Source organism: Amycolatopsis sp. NPDC088138, assembly GCF_044741685.1.
Lineage (GTDB): Bacteria > Actinomycetota > Actinomycetes > Mycobacteriales > Pseudonocardiaceae > Amycolatopsis.
Map to the genome: position 1 here is coordinate 826,139 of NZ_JBIUTB010000006.1, position 17,355 is coordinate 843,493.

General features: G+C 72.9%; 5 protein-coding genes. All 5 read right to left on the reverse strand.

Features of this window, described 5'->3' with window-relative positions:
• Positions 1-16 precede the first annotated feature (16 nt).
• The 5 genes from ACIOD2_RS35835 to ACIOD2_RS35855 are packed head-to-tail and all read right to left on the reverse strand — an operon-like array spanning position 17 to position 17,205.
• A complete protein-coding gene (locus ACIOD2_RS35835) occupies positions 17-3,619 on the reverse strand; it encodes a type I polyketide synthase (RefSeq protein WP_400548465.1) in 3,603 nt (1,200 codons plus the stop codon).
• A 17-nt stretch (positions 3,620-3,636) separates the two neighbouring features.
• Entirely contained in the window at positions 3,637-10,650 is a 7,014-nt protein-coding gene (locus ACIOD2_RS35840) for an amino acid adenylation domain-containing protein (protein ID WP_400548468.1), read from the reverse strand.
• Entirely contained in the window at positions 10,647-11,240 is a 594-nt protein-coding gene (locus tag ACIOD2_RS35845; protein ID WP_400548471.1) for a condensation domain-containing protein, read from the reverse strand. Before ACIOD2_RS35845 ends, ACIOD2_RS35840 begins: the two co-directional genes overlap by 4 nt.
• Positions 11,237-14,461, reverse strand: coding sequence for an amino acid adenylation domain-containing protein (locus tag ACIOD2_RS35850; RefSeq protein ID WP_400548474.1), 3,225 nt, complete (start codon positions 14,459-14,461; stop codon positions 11,237-11,239). The genes ACIOD2_RS35845 and ACIOD2_RS35850 overlap by 4 nt, the downstream gene beginning before the upstream one ends.
• A complete protein-coding gene (locus ACIOD2_RS35855) occupies positions 14,458-17,205 on the reverse strand; it encodes an amino acid adenylation domain-containing protein (RefSeq protein ID WP_400548477.1) in 2,748 nt (915 codons plus the stop codon). The genes ACIOD2_RS35850 and ACIOD2_RS35855 overlap by 4 nt, the downstream gene beginning before the upstream one ends.
• Positions 17,206-17,355 lie beyond the last annotated feature (150 nt).

Sequence of the window (17,355 nt, forward strand, 5' to 3'; positions counted from 1 at the left end):
GGCGAACGGGCCGGCTTCAACCGGCCAGTGGCAGGGACAGCGGCGGCCCGAGCATTCCATTGATCCGCCCGGCGAGCCATGCGACGTGCTCGCCGAGGATCGACCAGTGGTCGCCGGGCGAGGCCACGACCGTCGTCGTGCCGCGGTAGAGCGGGGCGACCTTGTGCCGCAACGCTTCGGCCTCACCGGCGCGCCGGACGGTCTTGAACACCACGATGTCGCACGGCACCGGCCGCGGCCGGTAGCGCAGCATGGCCGCGAGGTTCGCGTTGAACACCCGGGCGAAGTCGACGCCCGGCACGTCCCGGACCAGGTCGCCGACCCCGGGCGGGCCGGACAGCCGGTTGCTCACCATCGACCGCACGGTCCCGGCCAGGAAGCCGGGCCGCCGGTGCAGGGCCCGGCCCGCGGTGCCGAACACGCAGGCGTCGATGGCGACCAGTCCGGTCACGGTCTCGCCGGCCTCGGTGAGCAGCCTGGTCATCTCGTGGGCCACCATGGCACCGACCGACCAGCCGCCGAGCAGGTACGGCCCCTTCGGCCGGACGCGGCGGATCAGCTCGACGTGGTGCGCGGCGATGTCCTCGAACCGGCGCAGGGGCGTGGCACCGTCGTGCAGACCGGGGCTTTCCAGCCCGTAACAAGGCAGTTCCGGATCGAGCAGGTCGACCAGCTTCCGGTACACCAGCGAACTGCCCGCGGCCGGTGCCGCGAGGAACAGCGGCGGCCGTGCGCCGGTCGCGCGCAGGGTGAGCAGGTTCGCCGGCGCGGCCGGCGTCTCGGGTCGCGCCTGTCGCGCCAGCTCGACCAGCCGGCCGAAGACGGGCCGCTCGCTGAACGTGGTGAGCGGCACGGTGATGTCCAGCGTGTCCCGGATCCGGCCGAGCAGGTTGATCGACATGATGGACTCGCCGCCCAGCCGGTAGAAGTCGTCCTCATCGGACACTTCGGTCACCCCGAGCACCGAACACCAGATGTCGGCCAGCCGCTCCGGAAGCGGACCGTCCGGCCGGCCGGTGACGCTCACCTTCTCGACGAGCCGTGGCCGCACGGCCGTCGAGCAGTCGGTCGGCTCGAACGGGTAGGTCGGCAGGGCGCAGCGCTGCCCGGCCGGTTCGCCGGCCGGCACGTCGATGTCGAACCCCTGCTCCCACAGGCCCGCGAGCGCGGTGAGCAGGGCGTGCTCCTCGTTCTCGTCCTTGGCCCCGTCGACGGTGATCGCCCGGAACTCCGGCCGCCAGTGCGGGTGCCCGGTGAGTGATCGGGTCATCGACCGGCCGGGACCGAGCTCGAGGAACACCTGGGACCCGCCCGCGAGGAGCGTGTCCGTGTTCGCGGCCAGTTGCACGGTGCCGACGAGGTGATCGACCCAGTAGGACGCCTGCGTCACGCGGTCCGCGTCCGCGAGCCGGCCGGTGAGGTTCGACAGGAACGGCAACGTGGGCCTGGCCGAGGGCGTGGCCGCGACCACGGCACCGAGCGCCTCGGCCGCCGGGCGGACCAACGGGCTGTGGAAGGCGCGATCGGTGTCCAGCAACCGGTCGGCGAGCCCGTCCGCGCGCAACGCCTCGATCGCGCCGGCCGGCCCGGCGAGCACCGAGTGGCGCGATCCGGCGACAGCGAGGGTCAGGTCGGGGCGCGAGACGAGCAGCTCACGCACTTCCTCGGCGGGCACGGTCACCACGGCCATCCCGCCGGGTGGCGTGTCCCGCATGGCCCGGCCGCGCTCGTGGATGAGGGAGAGCGCGTCCAGCGGGCTCCACAGCCCGGCGACCGTGGCCGCGACGTACTCGCCGATGCTGTGACCGAGCATGGCGGACGGTGTCACGCCGAACGCCATGAACTGCCGGGCGAACGCGTAGCCGATGGCGAACAGGCCGAGTTGCTGGTGCACGGTGTCGCGCAGCCAGGCGGGGTCGGTGGCCGGATCGAGTGCGGCGCCCAGCTCGACGTCGAAACGTTCGCGCGCCGCCGTCTCCAGTTCGTCGAAGGTCGCCCGGAACACCGGCAGCAGCCGGTGCGCGGAGCGGCCGAAACCCGAGCGCAGCGAGCCCTGGCCAGGGAACAGGAAGGCGACCCCGGCCTCGGTCGACGCGGTGACCGCGGGTTTCGCCGTCCGCAGGGCCGCTGCGAGTCCGGCCGGATCGGAGGCCACCACGGCGCCGCGGAAGGCGAACCGGCGCCGTCCGTCGGCCAGCGTCCGTGCGACGTCGGCGGTCTCGACGCTGTCCACTGTGGAATCGACGTGGTCCGCGAGCTCGTCGCGCATCCGCCGCAGGGCCGCCGGTGTGTGCGCGGACAGGCGGAACACCCTGGGCCGGCGCGCGAAAACGGGGCGGGTCCGGTCGGGTGCCGACTCCAGCACGGCGTGCACGTTCGTGCCGCCCATGCCGAACGAGCTCACACCGGCCAGCAACGGGCCGTCGCCCCGCCACGGCTCGTGCCGGTCGGCCACCACGAACGGGCTGCTCTCCAGTTCCAGTTCCGGGTTGGGCCGCCGGTAGTGCAGGGTGGGCACGAACTCGCGGTGCCGCACCATCAACGCGGCCTTGATGAGCCCGGCGGCACCCGCCGCGGGTCCCGTGTGGCCGATGTTGCCCTTCACCGAGCCGAGCCGGCAGTACCCGACGCGATCGGTCCCCTCCCGGAACGCCTGCGTGAGCGCCGCGATCTCGATGGGGTCCCCGACCCTGGTCCCGGTGCCGTGCGCCTCGACGTAGCCGACGTCACCGGGATCGACGCCGGCCCGCGCGAGCGCGAGCTGGATGACCGCACGCTGGCCGGTCACGGACGGCGCGATGTAGCCGACCTTCTCGGCGCCGTCGTTGTTCACCGCCGAACCACGCAGGACCGCGATGATCGGGTCGCCCTCGGCGAGCGCGTCCGCCAGCCGGCGTACGACCACCGCCGCCACGCCGTTGCCGCCGACCGTCCCGGTGGCGTCCGCGTCGAACGCGCGGCAGTGGCCGTCCACCGAGTTGATGCTGCCCGGCTGGTACAGGTGGCCGACGACCTGCGGCATCCACAGCGACGCGCCGCCCGCGATGGCGGCGTCGCACTCGTAGCTCAGCAGGCTCTGCGCCGCGTAGTGGATCGCGACCAGCGCCGTCGAGCAGGCCGTCTGCAGGGTGAGCGCGGGACCGCGCAGGCCGAGCTTGTACGCGACCTTGGTGGCGAGGAAGTCCTTCTCGTAACCGAGCAACCGGGCGACCTCGTCGGCGTCCGCCGCCGGCAGGTCGGGGTTGACCATGTTGCTGCCCGCGAAAACCCCGATCCAGCCGGGAAAGCGTTGCGGATCGATGGCCGCGGCGTCCAGCGCGGCCGCCGAGGTCTCCAGGAACACCCGGTGTTGCGGGTCGAATCCGGCCGCCTCGGCCGGGCTGTAGCCGAACAGCCCGTGGTCGAAGCACCCGCCACCTTCGACGACACCCCGCGCCGGCACGTAGTCCGGCCGGCGCGCCAGATCCGGGTCGAGGCCCGCCGCGACGAGCTGGTCGACCGTGAAGCGGCTGATGCTCTCCACCCCGTGGCTCAGGTTGTGCCAGAACCGCTCCGGCGTGTTCGCGCCGGGCAGGCGGCAGGCCATGCCGGTGATGGCGATCGCGGCGTCGTCGGTCATCGACTGGTCTCCTCACGTCACCGGGCGGGTCTTGCCCGGCGGGCCCATGCCTGCCGCGCCTTGCGAGCCCGGTCCGCTGCCGACTCCTTGGCCTCGGCACGCGGTGCCGACGCGTCGGGCGCGGCCAGTGCGTTCGCGAGCGTGTACACGGTGGGGTACTCGAAGAGCTGCCGGATGGGGAGTTTCGCGGACAGGGCTTCCTGCAACCGGGCGTGCAGGGTGGCCAGCAGCAGCGAGTTGCCGCCCAGGTCGAAGAAGTTGTCGTGCGCACCGACCGTCTCGACGCCGAGCACGTCCGACCACACCGCCGCGATACGCCGCTCCAGCTCCGTTCGCGGCGCACTGAACTCCGCGATTCCCGCCACGTCGGCGCGGCTCGGCTTCGGCAAAGCGCCGACGTCGACCTTGCCACGGGAGTTCAACGGCAGCTCGGGCAGCCACACCAGCGCGCTGGGCACCATGAACTCGGGCAGCATCAGCTTGAGCCGGGCCAGCACCGAGTGGGTGTCCGCCTGGTCGGGCGTGTGCGCGACCAGGTACGCGACCAGTGGCGCCGGATCGTCCGGGAACGTGTGCACGACGGCCTGGTGCACCAGCGGATCGTTGCGCAGCTGCGCCTCGATCTCCTGCGGTTCGATCCGGTAGCCCCGCACCTTGAGCTGACGGTCCAGCCTGCCGAGGTACTCCAGGGTGCCGTCGGGCAACCAGCGCCCCCGGTCCCCGGTGCGGTACACCGGACCGGGATTACCGTCGGGATCGAGGGCGGCGAAGCGTTCCCGGGTGAGGTCGGGCTTGCGCCAGTAGCCCTTCGCGACGGACGTGCCGCCGATGTGGATCTCGCCGGGCATGCCGACGGCGCAGCGCCTGCCCGCCTCGTCGAGGACGTGCACGCGGGCGCCCGCGTTCGGCCTGCCGATGCAGTTGAGCACGGTCGCGGTCGCCGGATCGACCTCGTGCAGCGTGGTGTTGTACGTCTCGGTCGGCCCGTACGAGTCGCAGATCCGGTAGCTCGTGTCCGACGGCGGCAGCACGGTCAGGGCCGAACCGCCGAAAACGAGCCAGCGCACGGAGGGCAGTTCCGCGCCGGCGGCCCACAGGGCCTCGGCCAGGGGCGTCGGCGTGAAGAACAGGGTCACCCGCTGCTCGGTGAGCCAGTCGGCCAGTTCGGGCGCGATCACCTGCCGTTCGTAGACCAGCAGCTCCGCGCCCGCGCTCAGCGTCTGCCACACCTCCCACTGGGTCATGTCGAACGCGACGCTGTGCAGCCAGCTCGCCCGGTCCCGCCGCGTCACTTCGAAGGCGTCGATGTGCCATTGCGTCGCGATGGCGAGACTGCGATGGCTGTACTCGACGCCCTTCGGCGTGCCGGTGGTGCCGGACGTGTACAGCACGTACGCGGTGGCGTCCGGGTGCGGCAGTGCGCTCGGCGCGCCCGTCGCCGCGGGAATGGGCGCGGTCACGTCGATCACCGGCACGGCGTCGCCGGGTACCTCGGCCAACCGCGCCGGATCGTCGGTGAGGACGGCGCAGGCGTCGAGATCACCGAGGACGTAGCCGATCCGGCCCGGCGGATAACCCGGTTCCAGCGGGCAGAACAGGAATCCGGCCTTCCACGAAGCGAGCATGGCGATCGCCATGTCCTCGCCCCGGGGCAGCAGCAGCGCCAGGGCAGGCTGTTCGCCCTTGGCCAGTGGCCGCAGTACGGCGGCGAGCGCCTCGGCCCGCTCGTCGAGGCCGCGGTAACTGAGCACGCCGCGGGCAGACCGGATGGCGGGTGCGTCCGGGAAGTCGGCGCACCACCGGCTCACGAGCTCGGCCACCGACCGGACGTCTGCCGGTGCCGCGCCCTGCTCCATTCGCGCCAGTTCGGTGTGCTCCTCGGCGCCGACCAGGTCGAGGGTGTCCAGCGGCTGGTCGAGGACGTCGGCGAAGGAGCCGACCAGGGTGCCCAGCCACCGCGCGATCGCCTGCGCCTGGCCGGCGGTGAACCGGTCGCCCCGGAACATCAGGCTGCCCGCGAGCGCGCCGTCGACGTCGTCGAAGCCCACGGTGAGACCGAACTTCCCCGCGTAGCCGGCGCCGTTGTGGTCCAGCTCGAGCGGCCGCAGCTCGATGTCCTCGGCCAGCACCAGCTGCTCCGTGCCGTCCGTCGTGACCGCGAGCAGCACCTCGATGTAGGGCGTCCAGCCCGGCCGCCGGGCCGGCTTGAGCCGGTCGACCACCGCGTCGAACGGCACGTCCTGGTGGTCGAACGCGTCCAGCACCGTGTCCCGCACGCGCGCCAGCAGATCCGCGACGGTCGCCCGCTCCGGCAGCTGCGACCGCAGCACGATGGTGTTGAGGCACGGCCCGAGCACGTCGGCGAAGTCGTCGCGGTTGGCCACCGGAGCGCCGAAGGTCACGTCGTCCTCGCCCGTCCACCGGTGCAGCAGCGCGGCGACCGCGGTCGCCGCCACGATGAACCACGACACGCCGTGCTCGGCCTGGACGGCACGCAGCCTGGTCAGCGCGTCCGGACGCAGCGGGATCGGCACCGCGCCCGCCGGTTCGGCGACCAGTGGCGGGACGACCGCCGGATAGGCGGGCGCGCCGGAAAGGACGCCGGCCCAGTGCTCGACACCGGCCGCGTCGTCCCGGTTGCCCTCCGTGGCGAGCACGAAGTCCCGGAACTGGGGCCCGGTCGCAGGCAGCAGTTCGGTCATCGGCGTGCTCGCCGACTCCGACACGGTGTCCAGCAGCGCGCCCAGCCAGTCGGCCATCCGCCGTACGGTCGCCGCCGGGTAGCGGTCACCCCGGTAGGACATGACGGCGCCGATCGCGCCGCCGTCGTCGATGAACGTGACGGTGATGCCGAACTTCCGGTCGTGCTGCCAGCGGTCGAACGGGACGGACACCATCTTCGCCGTGCCGAACTCCGTCTCGTCGGCGGAGTTGACCATTACGGCGAGGGACACGTCGACGTACGGGATGCGGCCGTTGGCCCGCGGGGGATCGAGACGGTCCAGCACGGCAGGCAACGGAACGGCCTGGTATTCGAAGGCGTCCAGAAAGGACTCCCGGACCCCGTCGAGCAGATCGGCGAAGGTGTCCTGCCGACCCGTACGGGATCTCAGCACGACCGTGTTCAGGCAGGGACCGAGGACGTCGGCGTGGCGTTCGTCCTCCCGGTTCGCCATCGGCAGCCCCATGGTCACGTCGTCGGTGCCGGACCACCGGTGCAGCAGGGCCGCGACCGCGGACGCCGCCACCATGTACCACGACGTACGGTGCTCGGTGCACAGGTCGGCGCACCGCTGCGCGAACTCGGGTGAGAACGGCACCGTGAAGGAACCGTGCGGTCCCGGCCGGGACGGCGCGGGGCCGAGGTCGAGCGTGACCGGCGCACCGGCGAGGCAGTCCGACCAGAACTCGAGGCCGTCGGCGCCCTCCTCGCCGGCCAGCCACGCCGTCTGGTCGGCGACGACTTCGCGGAACTGCACCGGTTCCGCCAGCGGCGCCACGGGCGTACCGAGTGCCTCCGCGTAGAGGGCGGCCAGGTCCGCGGTGAACACCGGGATCGATCCGCCGTCGAAAACCAGGTGGTGCAGGCACACCAGCAGCACGTGCTCGTCGGCGAAACGCACGAGCCGGACCCGCAGGGGACGACCGGCCGAGAGGTCGAACGGGGTGTCCGCCTCCTGGTCGACGAACGCGTCCACGCGCGCCTTCCGGTCGGCGACGCCGACGTCCCGCAGGTCGTGGACGACCACCTCGGGCTGCCACGGCTCCCGGACCACCTGCCGGGGCGTCCCGTTGTGGTCGACGAACGCGGTGCGCAGGATCTCGTGCCGGGCGGTCAGCGCGCCGAACGCAGCACCCACTGCGGTCGCGTCCACCTCTCCGGCGAGCCGCCACACCAGCGGCACGTTGTACGCCGAACCGGTGGGATCGAGCAGTTCGGCCAGCCACATCTGTTCCTGGATGCCGGAGACCGGCGACCCGTCCCCGCCGGACGCCGCCATTTGACCGCGCCGGTCGACCCGGTCCAGGTCGATGCGGTCGGCCAGCTCCTGCACCCGGGGATGGTCCAGCAGGTCGCGCAGGGACAGCCGGACCCCGGTCACCGCGGCGATCTCGCCGACCATCCGGGCCGCCAGCAGCGAATGCCCGCCCAGGTCGAAGAACGAGTCGTCGGCGCCGGGCTCCGGCACGTCGAGGACCCGCGCGAACACCTCGGCGACGACCCGGCCGGTCGCCGTCGCCGGCGCCCGCCCGGTGCTGTCGGGCAACGGCTCGGCGTGCCGGCGCAGCGCCGCGAAGTCGGTCTTCCCGTTGACGTTCAGGGGAATAGCCGGCACGGCGAAGTAACCGGACGGAACCATGTAGCCGGGCAGTGTCGCGCCGACGTGGGTCCGCAGGTCGGCCGGTCGCGGCGGCTCGCCCGCACAGCACAGGTAGGCGACGAGCTTGCCCGTGCTGCCACCCTCCAAGGCGACGAGGACGTCGGTGATCGCCGGGTGTTCCCGCAACCGGGACTCGATCTCACCCGGCTCGATCCGGTAGCCACGCAGCTTGATCTGGGTGTCGCTGCGGCCGTGGAACTCGATGGCGCCGTCGGTGCGGTGCCGGACCAGGTCCCCGGTCCGGTACATGCGCTGACCGGGTTCGCCGAACGGGCAGGCGACGAACCGTTCCGCGGTCAGCTCGGGCCGGTTGAGGTAGCCGCGGGCGACCTGCTTGCCGGCCAGGTACAGCTCGCCGACGACACCGGGTGGTACCGGGCGCAGCCGGTCGTCCAGCACGTAGGCCCGCATGTTCGACACGGGCCGGCCGATGGCGACGGAACCGGGCGGCAGCGGTGCTCCGGGGTCGAACAGCTCCGCGACACAGCCGACGGTGGTTTCCGTCGGCCCGTACTCGTTGGTCACCCGCACCGTCGGGTTGGCCGCGCGCCACGCGGCCAGCGCTTCCCTGGGCAGGGCTTCGCCGCCGACGATCAGGTCGGCCGAGGGTGCGACCTCGGTGTCGACCATGGGCAGGTGGCCGGGTGTGCACTTCAGGAACGGGACCTTGGCCGCCCGCGCACCCGGCTCGTCGACCGCGGCGAGCCGGACGAGGCCGCCGGAGACGAGCGGGCAGTAGAACCCCGTGATGCTCAGGTCGAAGGACAGCGGCGACGGCATGAGCGCCTCGTCGCGCAGAACGGGATAGGTGCGCAGGGCGTAGTCCACATAGGAATGGACGTGACGGTGCTCCGCGACGATGCCCTTGGGGCGGCCGGTCGAGCCGGACGTGTACACGATGTAGGCGGTGGACGCGGGAGTCAGCGGCGCGTGCCGGTCGGTGTCGGCGAGGTCGGTGTGGTCGGGGCCGTCGCCCGCCGCCAGGTCCGACTCGTCCAAGGTGAGAACCGTGGCGTCGGCCGGGAGCCGTCCGGTCGTTTCGCCGGTCGCCAGGATCAGGATCGGTTTCGCGTCGGCGATCATGTACGCCATCCGGTCCACCGGGATCTCGAGGTCCAGCGGCAGGTAGCCGGCACCCGACTTGAGCACGGCGAGCACGGCGACCGCGAGCGTGACACCGCGCGGCAGGGCGATGCCGACGAGCGCATCCGGCCGCGCGTCCACCCGGACCAGCCGTCTCGCCAGCCGGTTCGCGGCCGCGTTGAGCTGCCGGTAGGTCAACGCGGCGTCGCCGTGGACCACCGCGATCCGGTCCGGTGTCCTGGCCGCCTGCCGCTCGAACAGCGAGTTCAGCGTGGCGGGTTCGAGCGGGTACGCGTTCTCGTTCCACGTGGTCAGGACCAGCTCGCGTTCGGCGTCGCCGATCAGCGGCAGGTCGGCGACGAGCGCGTCCGGATCCGCGGCGCATCCGTTCAGCAGCCGCACGAAACGATGGGTGATCGCGGCCGCGGTCTGCTCGTCGAACAGCGCCGGCCGGTAGCGGAGGCCGACGCCCGTGCTGCCGACTTCGAACACGAGATCGCCGGAGGCCGGGTCCGGACGGCGCACCACCGGTTTGCCGTCGAGATCGACCTCGAACGAGACCTGGAACGGCGGATGTGGTTCGTCGGCGACGGCGGCGAGCAGCGTGGCACCGTGTTCGTCGATGTCGGCCAATGCACCATCGACCTGGTCCACCAGCGCCGCGAAACTCGGCTGACCGGCGACCGCGACGCGCACCGCGACCGTGCCGGCGAACCTGCCCAGCAGGGAAGCCACCTCGGGCCGTTCGCGCCCGTCGGCCGACACGCCGAACACGACGTCCGTGGCGTTCTCGGTCAACCGGGCCAGCAACGCGGCGCCCGCGGCGATCAGGACCGTCCTCGGCGTCACCGACCGAGCACGGGCCGCTGCGGCGATCCGGTCGGCCAAGCCGTCCGGGAAGTCGACGCTCACCCGGGCGCCGGCGGAGTCCACAACGGTCGGACGCGGCCGGTCCGTCGGCGGCAGGGTGATCGGTGGCGCGCCGGCCAGCCGGTCCCGCCGGCGAGCGATCTCGTCCGCGGCCGCGCCCGAGGCCAGCCGGTCGCGCTGCCAGACCGCGAAGTCCGCGTACTGCACGGGCAACGAGGGCAACTGTGCGTCCCGGCCCTCCTGCGCGGCCCGGCACAGCTCGGTCAGCTCCTCGGCGAGCAGGCCGAACGACCGGTCGTCGAACACGGTCTCGTCCGCCGTGAAGAACAGCGACAGCCCGGATTCGTGCCGGACCAGCCTGGCGTGCCACAACGGCGCCGAGGACGGGCCGAACACCCCGGGTCCGGCGGCCGACGCGGGGACGCGGGCACTCTCGAAATCGTCCACAGTGGACCCGAGGTGGACCGGCTGGTCGGCCACGACGACCTGCACCACCTGGCCGCCGTCGCGTCGCAGCCGGGTGCGGAGGCTCTCGTGCCGGCCGACCACCGCGGCCAGCGCGGCACGAGCCTGCTCCTCCGTCGTCCCGTCCGGCAACCGGATCGCCCGCGACGCGGTGGGTGCGGACGAGCCGTGGTTCGCCGCCGCCCACAGTCTTTCCTGGGCGAGCGACGCTGGAAAAACCCACTCGGTCACTGGGGCCCTCCCGGACGCGGTAGCTTCGGAATACTCGCCTCGCCGGCCGGCTCGGACGGCCGGATCGGCCGGTCGCCGGGCGAGGGCTCGGGCAGCAGCGCGGGCTGCCGGTACGCCGCCCGCAGTTCGCGCAGGAAGATCGGCAACGACGCGGCATCGGAGACGAGGTGGTGCAGGCCGAGGAACAGCACTTGACGATCGCCGTCCAGTTCCGCGAGGCCGAGGCGCAGCAAGCGGTTCGTGCCGATGTCGAACGTCTTCCTGGCCTGCTCGGACAACCAGCCGGCCAGCAGGTGCCGAGCGCTGGGCAGGCCCCGCAGGTTCACCGTGGCGACCGTGGGGGTCCACGGCTCGTCGACCCGCTGGTACAGCCGCCCGTCGTGCTCGACGAACGTGGTGCGCAGGATCTCGTGCCGCTCGATCACGGTCGCGACCGCGTCGGCGAGCGCCGCCGGCGACAGCCTGCCCTGCACTTCCCAGGCGTACGGCACGTTGTATCGGCCCAGACCCGGTTCCAGTCGCTCAGCCAGCCACATCCGTTCCTGGACGTTGGCGGCGGGCAGCAGGCCGCCGGGGACGGTTCTGGTCATCGGCCCGCCTCCTTGATCGCGGTGAGCGCTCGGGCGAAGCCCTGGGCGGTGGGGTGGTCGAACAGGGTGCGCACGGTGACCCGCACCCCGGTGCGCCGCCGCAGGCGGCTCACCGCGCGCGTGGCCAGCAGCGAGTCGCCACCGAGGTGGAAGAAGTTGTCGGTGACGCCGATCCCGGGACGCCCGAGCACGGCCTCCCACTCGGCGCACACGATCGCCTCGGTCTCGTCGCGTGGCCCGACCACGGTGGCCGCCGTCGTCAGCTCGACACCGGCCAGCTTGACCCGGTCGACCTTTCCGTTGGCGGTCAACGGGAAGCTGTCGAGGAGCGCGAGTCCGGTCGGCACCATGTAGGTGGGCAACGTCGCCGCCGCCGCGGCCTGGACGTCGGTCACCGACGGGCGATCGTCCGGGTCGACGAGCACGTAACCGGTCAGCCGCGGCCCGTCGGGCTCCTGCCGGACCGCGACCACCGCGGACCGCACGCCGGGGCAGCCGGCCAGCACCGTCTCGATCTCGCCGAGCTCGATCCGGTAGCCACGGATCTTGACCTGGTCGTCGCGCCGGCCGAGGAACTCCAGCACGCCGTCCGCACGCCACCGCACGAGGTCTCCCGTGCGGTAGAGGACGTCGTCCCCGTTGCCGTAGGGATCACGCGGGAAACGTTCGGCGGTGAGCTCGGGAGCACCGGTGTAGCCGAGCGCCACGCCCAGCCCGGCCACGCACAGCTCACCGGGCGCACCCGGGGGGACCAGCCGCAGCCGGTCGTCGAGCACGTAGCACCGCGTGCCGTTGATCGGCCTGCCGATCGGCACCGACGTGGCGTCCGGCGGTAGGTCGGTGATCAGGTGGGTGGTGGTGAACGTCGTGTTCTCGGTGGGGCCGTAACCGTTGCGCAGGACCGCGGGCGGATGCCGGAGCACGGCCCGCACGGTCGCCACGTCCAACGCCTCCCCGCCGACGATCACGGTGCCGACCGTCGCCACCGCGTCCGGTACCGCCCGGATCGTGTGGTTGAACAGGGACGAGGTCATCCACAGCACGGTGATCCCCTGCTCCCGCAGGTACGCGACCAGCCGGTCCGGCTCGACCACGACGTCCTGCGGCACGATCACCAGCTGCGCGCCGGTCAGCAGCGCGCCCCAGATCTCGAAGGTGGCCGCGTCGAAGGAAAGGCTGCTGGCGTGGGCGATCCGGTCACCCGGCCCGAACCGCACGTAGTCGGTGTCGTGCACCAGCCGGACCACGCCACGCTGCGGCACGCGGATTCCCTTGGGGCGCCCGGTCGAGCCGGACGTGTACATGACGTACGCCAGGTCCTCCGGCGTCACCGGCACCGGCGGCGTCTCTCCGGTCCCGTCGTCCGAGTCGACCAGCACCCGTGGTCCGGTCCACCCGGGAATCCGGTCGGCGAGCGCGCCGCGCGTCACCATCAGGCCGGCGTCCGCGTTGGCGAGCATGTAGTCCAGGCGGTCGGCGGGGTAACCCGGATCGAGCGGCAGGTAGTGCCCGCCGGCCCGCAGCACCGCGAGCAGCGCCACGATCAGCTCGGCGGAGCGGTCGAGGCACACGCCGACACACCCCGGCCGGCCGCCCGTCGCCGTGGTCAGCCGCGCCGCCAGCCGGCCGGCCCGGTCGGCCAGTTCCCGGTAGCTGAGCACCCGGTCGCCGTCCCGCACGGCCGGCAAGTCGGGATGCCGCTCGACCTGAGCGTCGAACGCGTCGAGCACGCTCAGCTCCGCCGGTGCCACCGGACCGTCCGCGTTGCCCCACGCCAGCAGCTGGGCGTGTTCCTTCGCGTCCATCAACGACAGCGCGGACACGGGCACCGTGGGATCGGCCCCGGCCGAAGCACACAGCCGCTCCAGGTGGACCAGCATGCGCCGGATCGTCTCCGCGTCGAACAGGTCGGTGCGGTAGTCGACCTCGACCCGCAGGCCGCCGTCGACCTCCGTCACGTAGACGTCGAGTTCGAACTTCACCACCCCGGGATCGAAGCGGAACGGCGAACACGTCGTGCCCGCGAGCCGCAGGCGGTCGCCGGGCGTGTTCAGGTACGACAGCACGACGCCGATCAACGGCGGCCTGCTCGGGTCGCGGCCGGCGCCCAGCGCGTCCACCAGCCGCTCCAGCGGGAGGTCCTGGTGTTCCTGCGCGGTCATGGTGGTGTCACGCACCGAGTCGACCAGCTCGGCGAAACTCGGCTGCTCCGACAGGTCGGTCCGGAGCACGACGGTGTTGACGAAGAAGCCGACGAGCGTCTCCAGCTCCGGGCGTCCCCGGTCGGCGACGGCGGCGCCGATCGCGACGTCGGACTGCCCGGTGTAGCGGTGCAGCAAGGTGGTCAGCGCCGCGGCCACGACGGCGAACATCGACGCACTCCGGCGCTCGGCCAGCCGGCGCAGCGGCCGCACGATCGAGGCGGGCAGGTGGTGCTCGACCCGGGCACCCGACCAGCCCGTCGTGGCCGGCCGCGGCCGATCGGTGCGCACGTCCAGCACGGGCATCCCGGCCAGCCGCTCCCGCCAGTGCGCCACCTGCCCGGCGAGCACGCCGGGGGTGCACCGGCGCCGTTGCCACGCCGCGAAGTCCGCGTACTGCAAGGGCGGCTCGGGCAGCAGCGGGGGGATCGCGAGCAGGAACGACGTGTACAGCTCGGCCAGCTCGTGGCTGAGCACCCCCAGCGTCCACTGGTCGGCGACGATGTGGTGCACGCAGAGCACCAGGACGTGGTCGTCGGCGTCGATCCGGAACAGCTCGGCGTCCAGCAGCGGACCGCGGCGCAGGTCGAACGGCGTTCGCACGCGCTCGCGGGCGAGTTCGGCCGTCCTGCTCAGCCGAGCGTCGACGGTGTCACCGTCCACTTCGGTCGTGCGAAGGGCGAACGGTCCGGGTGCGCGCACCACGGCCACCGGCCGGCCGGTGCCGTCCTCGTCCACTGTGGACCGGAGCACCTCGTGCCGGCGCACGATCTCCGTGAGCGCGGCGCGAAGGCAGCCGACGTCGACCGGGCCACGCAGGCGGTGCGCGAACGGGATGTTGTACGCGGCGCTGCCGGGGTCGAGCTCGTGCAGGAACCACATGCGTTCCTGGACGAAGGACAGTTCGGCCGGACCCGAGCCGTCCGGCCGGGGCGTGAGGGGGTCGGCGGGCGCGGCCCCGGTCAGCCGCCGCAGCACGGCGGCCCGGGTCGGCTCGCCGATCAGGCCGTCCGTGGTCACGCCACCTCCTGATGGGCACACAGGTCCGTCTCGATCGCGTCGGCCACCCGGATCGCGATCGCCGCGACGGTCGGTTCGGCGAGCAGCTCGCGGACCCGGACCTGGACCCCGAACCGTCCCGCGATGCGGGCGGTGAGCTGGGCCATGGTCAGCGAATGCGCGCCGAACGTCCGGATGTCGTCGTCGAGGCCGATCTCGGGATAACCGAGCACGTCGACGACCAGGGGGTGCACCGCGGCCTCCGCGGGTGTTCTCGGTTCTGCCGGGCCCCCGGTCGCCAGCCACGACGGTGGTGGCAGCGCCGCGCGGTCGACCTTGCCGACCGGCGTCAGGGGCAGCCGGTCGAGCACGAGGATCAGGTCCGGCATCTCGTGCGGCACGAAGCGCCGTGCCAGCTTCGCCCGCAACTCCGTCCGCAGCGCCCGATCGATCGACGGCCGGCCGGGCTGGTTGGCCCGTGCAGACGCGGGCTCGCCGGACGGTTCCGGCCACACCACGGCGATCGGTGCCGATTCACGCACCCACGCGGCGTCGACCGAGCCGTCCTCGCGCCCGGCCCGCCAGCTCAGCCTGGTGCGGTACGGCGTGCCGGCGGCGACGCCGAACAGGTCGAGGGGCGTCGGCGCCTCCGGTGCGCCCGGCTCGGCGTCCTGCCGGAGGTCGCCGACCGTGGCGAAGGAGGCCCAGTCCGCCGGCGCCGCTGCCGCCATCGGGATGCCACGCACCGCGACCACCGGCCGCTGGTCGTCCTGCAGCAGGGTGCGGATCGCCCTGAGGTCCATCCCCGCCGACCAGTCCAGCCACGCGGCCTCGCCGCGACCGGCCGGCGGCCCGACGTGCACCACCACGTCGAACGTGGGCGCGCCGGGCCGGCGGTGCGTCGGGGTCAGGTCGACCGCGGCGACCCGGGGGGCCGTGTCCAACGCGGCGAACGCACTCGGGTGCACCGCCAGGCCGGTGTCCGCGCGCACCCGGGCGCGCACCCGCCAACGCAGCTCCTCGATGGTCGTCTCGTCCGGAGCGCCCGCCAGTTCCCGGTGCGCGTGTCCCGCGGCCAGCAGCGGGAGGGACCGCACGCCGGTCGCGATGACGAGGCCGCCGTCCCTGGTCGCACGAACCGCCTCGCCGATCGCGTCGAAAAGCGTGTCGACAGAGCGATACGCGCCGGGCCGGCAGTCGAGCACGGTCGCGTCGAACTCCTCTTCCGCCGCCACGTCCGCGACGGTGCCGACCCGGACGTGCCGGGCCGCGACCCGGTCGATCCCGGCGAGACCGCCGCCGATCTCGAGAATCGAGCCCGCCTCGGTCAGCTGCGCGAGCGTCACCTCGGTGGCCCTCGCCGTGCTTGGGGGAACCGGCGCCTCGTCCAGGTCGCCGTCGGGCCGCCACGCCGGATCCGCGGCCACGTACGCGACCAGCTGGGCCGGCTCGCCGGGTGGCCGGATCGCGACCACGGCGGCCTGTGCGGCGCCCGGGTGGTCGAGCAGCGTCCGTTCGATCTCCTCCGGTTCGATGCGGTGCCCGCGCACCTTCACCTGCCGGTCGAGCCGGCCGAGAAACTCGAAACCGCCGTCGGCGCGACGACGGGCCAGGTCACCGGTGTGGTAGCGGGTCGCGCCGGGAGCGTCCGGATCCGGCCGGAACCGTTGCGCCGTCAGGTCCGGCCGGCCGAGGTAGCCGCGGGCGACGCCGGGACCGGACACCACGATCTCGCCGGGCTCGCCCTCCGGTACCGGCCGCTCGTCCTTGTCCAGCAGGTGCACGCCGATGCCCGCCATCGGGTGGCCGATCGGGATGGGGCCGCTGCCGGTGGCGTCGTCGTCGACCACGGTGGACGTGACGTAGACCGTGGTCTCGGTCGGGCCGTAGATGTTGATCAGGCGGAACGGCAGCCCGGGCTTCGGCCGCCTGCGCAGCGCCTCGCCTCCGGTCACCAGGTAGCGCAAGGGCAACTCGGCGAGTCCGGGCTGGACGAGGAGGAGCTCGGCGAGCGCGGTGGTCAGGAAGCACACCGTCACGTCGGCGGCCCGCAGCGCCGCCACCAGCCGGGGTGGCTCGGCGCGGTCGTCGTCGGCGATGGCGACGACCCGCGCGCCGACGACCAGCATCGGCCACAGGTCGAGAATCGCGGCGTCGAAGCTCAGGGGCGCGGCAAGCGATCCGCGATCCGCGCTCGTCAGGCCCAGCGCCTCGATGTGCGCGGCGCACAGGTGGGCGATGCCGCCGTGGGTCAGCCGCACACCCTTGGGCTGCCCGGTCGAAGCGGACGTGTACATCACGTAGGCGACGTCGTCCGCCCGCACGTCCTCCGGTGGTGGCGTGGCCGGGTAGCCGGCCACGAGCTCGGCGTCCCGGTCGAGCCGGATCGTCACCGTGCCCTCGAGCGTTTCCAGGCCGCCGCTCGTGACGAGCACGCCCGCACCGCTGTCGGAGAGCAGGTAACGCAGCCGCTCGATCGGGTAGGTGGTGTCCAAGGGCAGCACCGTGCCGCCCGCCTTCAGCACGGCGAGCAGCGCGACGTAGTGCTCGAGGCCGCGATCCAGGTGCAGCGCGACCACCGAACCTCGGGCCACGTCCAGTGCCCGCAGGTGATGGGCGAACTGGTTGGCCCGTTCGTCGAGCTCGCGATAGCTCAGAGTGGCGCCGGCGCAGGAGATCGCGGGCATGTCCGGTGTTTCGGCGGCCCAGCGGGAGACGGCGTGGTGCACCGGGCCGGGACACCAGTCGGAGTGGGCTGCAAGCACCGGCTCACTATCTCCGCGGCGGTCGCGGCGCTGCATCTCCTCCGGTGCGGTCCGCAGCTGCCGCCGGGAGCCCGGCGATACCCGCACGCCGGGAGACGCACGGGCCGCCGGCGGATGACAGGCTCGATCACCAAACTGGCTACTGGAGAG